We start from the raw sequence: 10,308 nt of genomic DNA, 5'->3' as shown, positions 1-10,308 counted from the left end.
CAGCCCCGCAGTGCGAATTGCTTCGGCTGCGACGCGAATCCAACGCAGCCACCCGACCCGCAGGTGAGTCCGGACCATCCACCGGACGGGGTCCCTCCGCGGACCACACCTGCGGGTCGCTCCTTTTTTCCCGTCGTCCTGCCCGCCCCTCCCCCGCGGGGTGTGGGGCTTCGCGCCGCGAGGTGTGACGCTTCGCGCCACGAGGTGCGTCTTGTGGCGGTGCGACGTGCGTCTTGTGGCGCCGCGACGTGCGGGTCATGGCTGCCCGAGGTGGCGGGTACGGCGCCGTCGTACCGTCCCGGCGCCCCGGCGCCCCGGCACCCTGGGTCCGGTGTCGGCCCGGTCACAGAAAGTTGTCTGAGTCAACTAATCGGGGATATGGTTGATTCATGTCAACTACTTCCCCGGCGACCGCCGAGACGGGTCAGATGACCCACCGCGAGATCATGGAGGCCTTGACCGGGCTCCTCCTGGCGATGTTCGTGGCCATGCTCTCGAGCACCGTGGTCAGCAACGCGCTGCCCGCGATCGTGACCGACCTGAACGGCAGCCAGACCGGCTACACGTGGGTCGTCGTCGCCACCATGCTCACGATGACCGCGACCACCCCGATCTGGGGCAAGCTCGCCGACCTGTTCAGCAAGAAGCTGCTGGTCCAGGTCGCGCTCGTCATCTTCTCGGCCGGCTCCGTGGCGGCTGCGGTCGCGCCGTCGATGAGCGTGCTCATCGGCGCCCGTGCCTTCCAGGGCCTCGGCGTCGGCGGCCTGACCGCGCTGGTCCAGGTCGTCATCGCCTCGATGGTCCCGCCCCGCGAGCGCGGCCGCTACAGCGGCTACATCGGCGCCGTCTTCGCCACCGCCACCGTCAGCGGCCCGCTGCTCGGCGGGCTCGTGGTCGACAGCCCGCTGGGCTGGCGCGGCTGCTTCATCATCGGCATCCCGGTCGCGGCCGTCGCTTTCGTCGTGCTGCAGAAGACGCTGCACCTGCCCGTCGTGAAGCGTCAGGTCAAGATCGACTACCTCGGCGCGACCCTGATCATGGGCGGCATCAGCCTGATCCTGGTGTGGGTCAGCCTCGCGGGCACGAACTTCGACTGGGTGTCCGGTACGTCGGCCGCGCTGGTCGGCGGCAGCCTGCTGCTCATCGCGGCGGCCCTGTGGGTCGAGGCGAAGGTCGCGGCGGAGCCCGTCATCCCGCTGCGCCTCTTCCGCGACCGCACCACCTCGCTGGCGACCGCCACGTCGGTCATGATCGGCGTCGCGATGTTCGGCGCGACGGTCTACCTGAGCCAGTACTTCCAGCTCTCCCGCGGCATGACGCCCACCGAGGCCGGCCTGATGTCGGTCGCGATGGTCGGTGGCCTGCTCGTCTCCAGCATCGTCAGCGGCCGGGTGATCACCCGCGACGGTCGCTGGAAGCGGTGGCTGGTCGGCGGCATGGTGCTGCTGATCGCCGGCCTCGCCCTGCTCGGCACGATCGACTCCACCACCTCGCTGTGGATCGTCGGCCTCTGGATGGCGCTCACCGGCGTCGGCGTCGGTGCGACCATGCAGAACCTCGTCCTCGCGGTGCAGAACAACACCCGTCCCGAGGACCTCGGTGCGGCCAGCTCCGTGGTCGCGATGTTCCGGTCCATCGGTGGCTCGGCGGGTGTCGCCGCCCTCGGTGCGGTGCTCGCCCACCAGGTCACCGGCAGCGTCAAGGACGGGCTGGTGAAGCTGGTCGCCAGCGGCCAGGTCAGCCAGGAGCAGCTCGCCGAGATGCAGCACTCCACCGGTGACATCCCGACCCTGTCCGAGCTGCCCGGCCCGATCCGCGCGCTCTACGAGGCATCCTTCGGCGAGGCCGTCGGCCACCTGTTCATGGTCGCCGTCCCGTTCGCGATCGCCGGCTTCCTGTGCATCCTGTTCATCAAGGAGGTCCCGCTGCGCACCTCCAACCACGCCCCGACCGCCCCGGCTGCCCCGACTGCCCCGGCTGCCCCGGCTGACGGTGCGTCGGTCGCGAAGGCGCCGAGCGTCGCGGACAGCGAGGTGCAGGCCGGGCTGGTGGCCACGGGCGAGCCGGTCGACCAGCCGGTCTTCACCGGCGGCACCTCCGTCCGGGAGGATGGCTCCCGATGAGCACGACACTGTCCCGCACCGACGTCCTCCGCGAGCTCGAGGGCGAGGTCGGCGTGCTGATCCGCCGGATCCGGCGCGTGATCGGCGAACGTGCGCGGTCCGTGCACCCGGAGCTGCTGCCGGCGTCGTACCTCATGCTGGGCTACGTCCGCGACAACGGCCCGGTGCGGGCCTCGGCGATCGGCCAGGTCTTCGACATCGACAAGGGCGCGATCAGCCGCCAGGTCCAGCACCTGATCGACCTCGGGCTGATCGACCGCCAGCCGGACCCGGCCGACGGCCGCGCCACCCTGCTCACCGCGAGCGCGGAGGCCGTGGAGCGGATGGACAGCGTCGCCGCCGAGCGTCGCCGTCGCCTCGCCGACCGCCTCGACGACTGGACGCCGGAGGAGATGTCGTCCTTCGTCGCCACCCTCCGCCGCTACAACCAGGCCCTCTCGGAGCCCGGCGACCACTGAGCACGGGCTGCGGTAGTCCCTGACGACAAGCACCGTCGTACGGCGTGTCGCGGTGCTTTTCGTCAGGGACTACCGCGCCGAGCGGGCCACAGGTGACGCCTCGACGGGCCACAGGTGACGTCTCGACGGGCCACAGGTGACGCCTCGACGTGTCAGCGGACCCAGGCGGCGGTGTCGGGGGGCAGGACGGCGCCGGGGAGCGGGCCGCTGCTGATCAGGACCTCGCCGGCGGGGAGCGGGGCGGGGTAGGTGCCCGCGTTGAGGACGACGGTCACCCCGGCCCGGCGGAAGACCAGCAGGTCACCGTCGGTCGCGGCGGTGGTCTCGTCGTCCGCGCCGGCGAACACCTCGCGGCGCGTCGCCAGCGCGCGGCGGTAGAACGCCAGCGTCGAGTCCGGGTCGGCCTGCTGTGCCTCGACGGTCAGCCCCGCCCAGCCCGTCGGCTGCGGGATCCACGGCTGGGTGCCCTCCGGCCCGCCGAAGCCGTACGGCGGAGCCGAGCCCGACCACGGCATCGGGACCCGGCAGCCGTCCCGGCCGGGCTCGCCGGTGCGGAACCACGATGGGTCCTGCCGCGCCTCGGGCGGCACGTCCACCTGCTCGAGCCCGAGCTCCTCGCCCTGGTAGAGGTACGCGGAGCCGGGCAGCGCGAGCATCGCCAGCGTCGCGGCGCGGGCCCGGGCGAGGCCGGCCGGCCCGCCGCCGTACCGCGTCGGGTGGCGCACCACGTCGTGGTTCGACAGCACCCAGGTGGGGGCCGCGTCGGCCGTTGCCACCGCCGCGATCGAGGTGTTGACCACCTCGGCGAACGCGGACGCCGACCACGGGGCGCTCAGCCACGCGAAGTTGAACGCCTGGTGCAGCTCGTCGGGACGGATGAACTCCGCCATCGACTCCGGGGTCTGGGTCCACGCCTCGGCGACGGCCATCCGGTCGCCGGGGTACTCCTCGAGCACCCGGCGCCAGCGGCGGTAGACGTCGTGGACCTCCGGCTGCTCCCACATCGGCTCGTCGCGCACCACCCGCTCGACCATCGACTCGGCCTGCCGCGGCTCGCCGACGGCGCCAGTCCCGTCGGGGTCGTCGGGGTCGTCGGGGTCGTCCGGGTCGGGCAGCACCTGGTCGCGCAGCGACTCCTCCTTGAAGAGACCGTGCGCCACGTCGACCCGGAAGCCGTCGACGCCCCGGTCGAGCCAGAACCGCAGGACGCCCTCGAACATGTCGCCGACCTCGGGGTTGCGCCAGTCGAGGTCGGGCTGCGTGCTGTCGAACAGGTGCAGGAACCACTGGCCCGGCTCGCCGTTCGCCTCGCTCGCCCGCGTCCACGCCGGCCCGCCGAAGATCGAGCCCCAGTTGTTGGGCGGCTCCGCGCCGCCCGGCCCCTTGCCGTCGCGGAACAGGTAGCGGGCCCGCTCCGGCGAGCCCGGCCCGGCCGCGAGCGCGGCCTGGAACCACGGGTGCTGGTCGGAGGTGTGGTTCGGCACCAGGTCGACGATGACCCGCAGCCCCAGGTCGTGCGCCGTCGCCAGCAGGGTGTCGACGTCGGCCAGCTCGCCGAACAGCGGGTCCACGTCGGAGTAGTCCGCGACGTCGTAGCCGTGGTCCTTCTGCGGCGAGCGGTAGAACGGCGTGATCCACAGCGCGTCCACGCCGAGGTCGCGCAGGTACGGCAGCCGCGAGGTGATGCCCCGCAGGTCGCCGACCCCGTCACCGGGCACCGGCAGGCCGTCGGCGAAGCTGCGGACGTAGACCTGGTAGACGACCGCGTCGTACCACCACGGCCGCTCGGCCGCGGCGGTCACCGGAAGCTCTCCGGGTCGACCGCGATCCACACGTGCTCCGCCGTCGCGACCACCTCGGCGCCCGGGCCGAACAGGGTGGCTGCGGTGAGCGTCTTGCGCCCGTCGATCCGGCGCTGCTCGCCCACCACGACGTAACGCTCCGAGGTGCGCGGCAGCTGCCGCACCTCCACCGTGATCCGGCCCAGCACCGACGGGCGGCCCTCGAGGTCGCTGGACCAGCCGCCCGGGCAGTCCAGCGCCGCCCAGGTGGTCGGCACGTCGCTCGCGTACGGCGTCCACGTCGCCGCGACCCGTCCCTCCGGCTCGCCCTCGACCGGCCCGGCGAAGATCCGCAGCCCGTCACCGACCCGGCGCGAGGTCCCGCACACGAAGCAGCTGGGGAACGGGTGCACGCGGTGGCCGCGGTAGGCCGCCTCCGCCTCCGCAGCCCGCCCGACCGGCAGCGGGGCGACCGGCGTCGGCTCGTGCTCGGCGTACGCCGCCTCGGCCACCACGCCGCCGTCGTGGCTCAGCATCGCGCCGTTCGCCGTGGGCGAGACCGGCATCGGCACCTCGAGCGGCGGGGGCTGGCGCAGGGTCACCGTCACGGGGCGGCCCACCCCCTCTCCGGGCAGCCGGGCGGCGAGGGCTCCGGACACCCAGCCTCCGTTCCCGGAGCGGGGCGGGCCGTTGAAGCGTCGGGGCACGAGCAGCGAGGTCACCCCACCAGCCTGCCAGCCCGGGGGAGGGGAGCCATAGGTAAGAATGGTCGGGTGAGCGACCTGATCGACACCACCGAGATGTACCTCCGCACGATCTACGAGCTGATCGAGGAGGGCATCGTCCCGCTGCGCGCGCGGATCGCCGAGCGCCTCCACCAGAGCGGTCCCACGGTGTCGCAGACGGTCGCCCGCATGGAGCGCGACGGCCTCCTGACGGTCGAGGGTGACCGCCACCTCGAGCTGACCGACGAGGGTCGCCGCCTCGCGACCCGCGTGATGCGCAAGCACCGCCTCGCCGAGCGCCTGCTCGTCGACGTCATCGGCCTCGACTGGGAGCAGGTCCACGAGGAGGCCTGCCGCTGGGAGCACGTCATCTCCGAGAACGTCGAGCGTCGCCTCCTCGAGCTGCTCGACCACCCCACCGAGTCGCCCTACGGCAACCCGATCCCCGGCCTCGACGAGCTCGGCGAGGTCCGTGTCGCACCGGAGTTCATGGACGACGTCGAGCCGCTCTCCAAGGCCGCCGGCATCGAGAGCTCCCGCGCCCTGGTCCGCCGCATCTCCGAGGAGATGCAGAAGGACGAGTCGCTGATGAGCGCGATGCGCCGCGTCGGCGCGTTGCCCGACAAGACCATCACCATCCAGGCCACCGCCGACGGTGTGCTGGTCGGTGCTGGCGGCGAGACCGCCGAGATCTTCCCCGAGGCCGCCGACCACATCTTCGTGAAGCGGCTCTAGCTGGATGGCGCGAGCGCGTCGCTCGTGCCTCGCGCCGCGCTGCCGCGCCGCAGTTGCCTCCGGCAGGTGGTGACGTCCGGGTGGCGGCAAGACCGTCGGCGCGCGGGACGGCGCCTCCCTGCGCCTCCGGTCGCTCCTTCGTCGCTCCCTCCGGCTCCGGGCCGGCTTCGTCCCGCGCAGATCGACTGCGTTCAGCAGCGCACCTCGGCGAGGGCCGAGAGCCACTCGCTGGTGCCGGTGTCGACCTTGTGCGCGGCCAGGTCGTCGCCGCGGGTCGGGCCGCGGTTGACGATCACCACCGGGATGCCGAGCTGGGCGGCGCGGCGCACGAAGCGCAGGCCGCTCATCACGGTCAGGCTGGAGCCGGCGACGAGCAGGCAGCCGTCGGAGCCGACCAGGGCCTCGACGGCTGCGTAGCAGCACTCCACCCGCGGCTTCGGCACGTTCTCCCCGAAGAAGACCACGTCCGGCTTGAGCACGCCGCCGCAGTCCTCGCACGCCGGCACGACGAACCCGTGGGTGTCCTCGAGGTCGACGTCGCCGTCGGGTCGCACCGCCACGTCGGCGTGCGTGGCCGCCCAGCCCGGGTTGGCGTCCTCGAGCCGCTGCTGCAGCCCAGCCCGCGACGTCGTACGACGGCAGGCCAGACACACGATGTCGGCGATCCGGCCGTGCAGCGCGACCGTGCGCGGCGTCCCCGCAGCCTCGTGCAGGCCGTCGACGTTCTGCGTGATGACCAGCTCCGCCCCGAGCGCGGCGACCGCGCGGTGCCCGGCGTTCGGCTCCGCCCGCTTCATCCGGGACCAGCCGAGGTGGCTGCGCGCCCAGTACCGCTGCTGGGCAGCGGGACCGGAGACGAACTCCTGGTAGGTCATCGGGGTGCGGGCCGGGGCACCCGGGCCCCGGTAGTCCGGGATGCCGGAGTCGGTCGAGAGCCCGGCGCCGGTCAGCAGCACCAGCGGGCCGGCGGCGCACCGCTCCAGCGCGGGGTCCTGCTGGCCGAGGAGCGTCACCGGTTCAGGATACGAGCGGGACGAAGACGTAGCGGCCGTGCTCCTCGACGAGCGGCTCGGCCCCGGGCTGCCGGCGGATCCGCAGCATCCGCCCGCGCACCGGCCCGACGAAGGTGCCGTCCGGGGTGAGCTGCTCCACCAGCGCGAGCGGCACGTGCTCGGCGTCGGCGGAGACCAGCACCCGGTCGTAGGGCGCGCCGTCGGGCCAGCCGAGCACGCCGGGCCGGGCCTCGTGCAGCTCGACGCCGGGTGGCGGGCCGAGGGCCGCGAGGTGGCGCGCACCCAGCGCCATGACCTCGGGCAGGATCTCGACGCCGGTGACGTGGCCGTCGGGCGCGGTCAGGTGGGCGAGCAGCGCGGTGGTCCAGCCGGACCCGCAGCCGACGTCCAGCACCCGGTGGCCGGGGCGGGCGTCGAGGAGCTCGAGCATCGCGCGCACCGTCGACGGCTGCGAGTTCGTGACGTCGTGCCCGATGGGCAGGGCACGGTCGACGCCGGCGAAGCGCCGCTGGTCGGCCGGCAGGAAGTGCTCCCGGGGGACCGCCTCCATCGCGGCGGCGACCCGGGCGCGGGGGTCGTCGGGGCCCTCAGCCGTACCGGAGCCGGGCACGCTCGCGGGCCTTCTCGGCCTCGACCTCCCGGTTCTTCGGCGGCGCCGTGGTGACCAGGTTGTCGAGCAGGTGCTGGGTGATGTGGGCGATGTCGTGCACCGCCTGGTCGAACGCCGCCTGGTTGGCCTGGCTCGGCTTCGTCGTCCCGCTGACCTTGCGCACGAACTGCAGGGCGGCAGCCGTCACCTCCTCGCTGGTGGCCGGCGGCTCGAAGTTGTTGAGCGGACGGATGTTGCGGCACATGCCTCCACCGTACGCCGGGGAGCGGGCCTCACGGCTCCAGGAACTGCGCCTGCTCGCCGGTCACCAGCACCACCCGCCCGTCGGGCAGGGGCACGGCGCGCACGAGGTCGACGTCCGCGCCGTACTCCACCTGCTGCAGGCGCTGGCGCAGCTCGCCGTCGACGAGGCGGATGATCGACACGTAGCCCACCCGGGTGCGTGCGCGCCTCTCGAGCACGGTCACCACGGTCCGCTCGTCGGGCAGCCACGTGAACGCCCGCGGGTCGGTTCCGGCCAGCGCGCGGAACGACCGGCCGTAGCTGTGCACGTCGAGCCGGCGCACGTCGGTGATGTCGCGGACGTCGAAGAGCCCGACCTGCGCGCCCCAGCCGCCCTTGCCGTCGGGGCCCTCGCCCACGCCGACCATCCGCCAGCTCCCCAGCGGGTGGAGGTACGACGAGAAGCCGGGCACCTTCAGCTTGCCGAGCAGCCGCGGGCGGGAGGAGTCGGTGAGGTCGACGGCGTAGAGCGGGTCGACGCGGCGGAAGGTCACCACGATGGCGAGGTCGTCGAACCAGCGGACGGACGTGATGTCCTCGCGCGGGCCGAGCCGGTCCAGGCGACCGTGCTCGACGAGCTGCTCGCCCTCGCGGCGCAGCGTGACGACGGAGTTGAAGTCGCCGGTCTCGCTGGTCGGCCCGAGCGCGAGCCGCAGCACCCCGTCGGCCTCGTCGACCGACCAGCGGTCGCGGACCGCGCCCTCGACCTCGCCGGACGCGACGTGGGTGGCGGCCGAGCCGGCGAGCTCGAAGTCGAAGACGTGGGTCGTGCCGGAGGTGCGGGTCGGCGCGCCCCGGCACCAGTCGAGGCAGCTGCCATCCCAGCCGTCCCAGCCGGCGCGGGTCGCGAGGTAGAGGTGGTCGGCCGACTCGTAGGCGATGCCGGTGCGCCCGGCCAGGCCGATCGCGTCCGGCTCGGCCGCGCTGGCGAGGTCGAGGCCGACGATGCTGGTGGTGGCGAGCCCGAGGTCGTCGGACGGGATGGCGACGTCGGTGCAGTCCAGCAGCTGCCGGCTGTCGCCATCCGTGGTGATGGTGGGCAGCCAGTCCTCGATCGTCGACTCCTCGACGACCTGCCGGTTGCGGCGCAGGGCTGCCTGGTCGGTGCGGCGTCCGCGCGGCTCGACGAAGTCGAGGTCGGGGAGGCCGGACTCGAGGACGAGGCGGACGGTGTCGCCGTGCTGCCGGGCGGACAGCAGGGCGGCGTCGTAGCTGACGTCGGCGACGACCTCGGGCTCGGCCGGGTCGGCGAGGCTGATCGTCAGCACCCGCGTGCCCGGGGCCTCGGGCGGGGCGCCGGCGTCGGCGCCGATGGCGACGACCGTGTCGCCGGCCAGCAGCAGCTCGGCGGACTCGATGCCGTCGAGGCGGACCGAGGAGAGCCGTTCGGTGCTCGCGCCCGTCACGTCCCAGGTCACAAGGTCGTCGTCGCGGACGGTGACCAGGACCGAGCCGTCGGTCTTCACCGTGTCGGGCTCGTCGACGCCGGCCTCCTGCACGTTGGTGCCGGTGTCGCTGCTGGTGGCGCGCTGCGCCTTCGGCACCTGTCCGGCTGTGCGGCCAGACAGCTCGTTGACGGCTCGGTCGGCGACCGGCCCCTCACGCCCGTGCGCCCCGAGGGCCACCCTGAAGTCGTCCCACCCCCACGCCGTCACCCGCTCCTTGCCGCGGCGCACGTAGCTCGCCAGCAGCTCGTCGCACGAGGCCGCCGGCTCGAGGTCGGCCTTGAAGGCGACCCGCTCCGGCAGGGCGGTCCCGCCCGGGGTGCCGGGCCCGGACCCGCCGACGAGGGTGCCGGCGACGAACGCCCCGGCGACGCCGGTCGCCACGCCCGCCGTGAGCAGCGGCCGGACCAGCAGCCGGCGGCGCCGGCGCCGCTCACCCACGGCCGCGGCGAGGATCGCGGTCACCGGCGCCTTGCCGGTCGGGTAATCGTCCCAGAGGTTCTCGAGGTCGGTCACTGTCGCTCTCCCGCGATGTCGAGGAGGTGGTCGTTGGTGGCGAGGTGGGCCAGCGCCCGGGAGAGCCGGCTCTTCACCGTCCCCGCCGGCACGCCGAGCACGGCCGCGGTCTGCTTCTCGCTGAGCTGGACGAAGTAGCGGAGCACCACGACGTCCCGGTTCGGCTTCGACAGCCCACCCAGCGCGCGGTGCACGGCGTCGGCGATCGCGACCCGCTCGGTGGCGTCCCCGCCGGAGCGGGCGCGGCGGGCGTCCTGCTGCTCGAGGGCCAGCGGGTCGTCGTACCGCCGGTCCTTCCACCACCGGGTCCGGCGGCTGTCGCGCAGGCAGTTGAGCAGCATCCGGTAGACGTAGGCGTCGCGGTTGTCGGCGCTGCGCACCCGGTCCCAGCCGGTGTAGCAGCGGACCAGGGTGGTCTGCGCGAGGTCCTCGGCCTCGTCCGGCCGGGCGCCGAGGAAGACGGCGGCGCGCACGAGCGAGGGCCATGCCTGCTCGACGTAGTCGGCGTAGTCCGACTCGTTCCCTGGGTCCACGTGCGCTCCGGTCGTTCGTGCTGGCAATGATCTGTCATGGGTGAGACGGGTCGAGCCTTGCGTGAGGTTCCATCCGGGGTGCAAGAC

General features: G+C 73.5%; 10 protein-coding genes. 3 read left to right on the top strand and 7 right to left on the bottom strand.

Annotation, left to right across the window (positions count from 1 at the left end; all coding sequences use genetic code 11):
- Window positions 1-389 precede the first annotated feature (389 nt).
- Both NOCJ54_RS24110 and NOCJ54_RS0105960 read left to right on the top strand, forming a co-directional pair.
- Entirely contained in the window at window positions 390-2,123 is a 1,734-nt protein-coding gene (locus tag NOCJ54_RS24110; RefSeq protein WP_232221691.1) for an MFS transporter, read from the top strand.
- Window positions 2,120-2,581 (top strand): MarR family winged helix-turn-helix transcriptional regulator, encoded by a 462-nt coding sequence (locus tag NOCJ54_RS0105960; protein WP_036517052.1) that lies wholly within the window; start codon window positions 2,120-2,122, stop codon window positions 2,579-2,581. The genes NOCJ54_RS24110 and NOCJ54_RS0105960 overlap by 4 nt, the downstream gene beginning before the upstream one ends.
- A gap of 152 nt (window positions 2,582-2,733) precedes the next feature.
- Here the strand turns inward: NOCJ54_RS0105960 and NOCJ54_RS0105955 are convergent, their stop codons facing one another.
- Window positions 2,734-4,383: a glycoside hydrolase family 13 protein gene (locus NOCJ54_RS0105955; RefSeq protein WP_028654769.1), complete on the bottom strand. Its 1,650-nt coding sequence runs from the start codon at window positions 4,381-4,383 to the stop codon at window positions 2,734-2,736.
- Window positions 4,380-5,084 carry a hypothetical protein gene (locus NOCJ54_RS0105950; protein ID WP_028654768.1) on the bottom strand — a complete coding sequence of 235 codons (705 nt, stop codon included), beginning with the start codon at window positions 5,082-5,084 and terminating at the stop codon, window positions 4,380-4,382. The genes NOCJ54_RS0105955 and NOCJ54_RS0105950 overlap by 4 nt, the downstream gene beginning before the upstream one ends.
- 51 nt (window positions 5,085-5,135) lie before the next feature.
- Here NOCJ54_RS0105950 and NOCJ54_RS0105945 point away from each other — a divergent pair, with 51 nt between their 5' ends.
- Window positions 5,136-5,822 (top strand): metal-dependent transcriptional regulator, encoded by a 687-nt coding sequence (locus NOCJ54_RS0105945; RefSeq protein ID WP_028654767.1) that lies wholly within the window; start codon window positions 5,136-5,138, stop codon window positions 5,820-5,822.
- A gap of 191 nt (window positions 5,823-6,013) precedes the next feature.
- Here NOCJ54_RS0105945 and NOCJ54_RS0105940 read toward each other — a convergent pair whose 3' ends face one another.
- Genes NOCJ54_RS0105940 through NOCJ54_RS24100 form a run of 5 tightly spaced genes read right to left on the bottom strand, consistent with a single transcriptional unit; the run spans window position 6,014 to window position 10,221 of the window.
- Complete coding sequence (locus NOCJ54_RS0105940) at window positions 6,014-6,835, bottom strand: Sir2 family NAD-dependent protein deacetylase (RefSeq protein WP_028654766.1); 822 nt, start codon at window positions 6,833-6,835, stop codon at window positions 6,014-6,016.
- Between the two features lie 4 nt (window positions 6,836-6,839).
- The gene (locus NOCJ54_RS0105935; RefSeq protein WP_232221690.1) at window positions 6,840-7,445 is read right to left on the bottom strand and encodes a protein-L-isoaspartate O-methyltransferase family protein; all 606 of its coding nucleotides are present in this window, start codon (window positions 7,443-7,445) and stop codon (window positions 6,840-6,842) included.
- A complete protein-coding gene (locus NOCJ54_RS0105930; protein ID WP_028654764.1) occupies window positions 7,423-7,689 on the bottom strand; it encodes a DUF2277 domain-containing protein in 267 nt (88 codons plus the stop codon). Before NOCJ54_RS0105930 ends, NOCJ54_RS0105935 begins: the two co-directional genes overlap by 23 nt.
- A 28-nt stretch (window positions 7,690-7,717) precedes the next feature.
- Window positions 7,718-9,688, bottom strand: coding sequence for a beta-propeller domain-containing protein (locus NOCJ54_RS24105; protein WP_036517044.1), 1,971 nt, complete (start codon window positions 9,686-9,688; stop codon window positions 7,718-7,720).
- Window positions 9,685-10,221, bottom strand: a complete 537-nt coding sequence (locus NOCJ54_RS24100; RefSeq protein WP_036517043.1) for a SigE family RNA polymerase sigma factor — start codon at window positions 10,219-10,221, stop codon at window positions 9,685-9,687. The genes NOCJ54_RS24105 and NOCJ54_RS24100 overlap by 4 nt, the downstream gene beginning before the upstream one ends.
- Window positions 10,222-10,308: the final 87 nt, after the last annotated feature.

It is taken from the genome of Nocardioides sp. J54 (assembly GCF_000519005.1).
In the GTDB taxonomy this organism is placed as follows: domain Bacteria; phylum Actinomycetota; class Actinomycetes; order Propionibacteriales; family Nocardioidaceae; genus Nocardioides.
The sequence above is the reverse complement of the archived record's forward strand: the minus strand, read 5'-3'. Positions and strand labels throughout refer to the sequence as shown.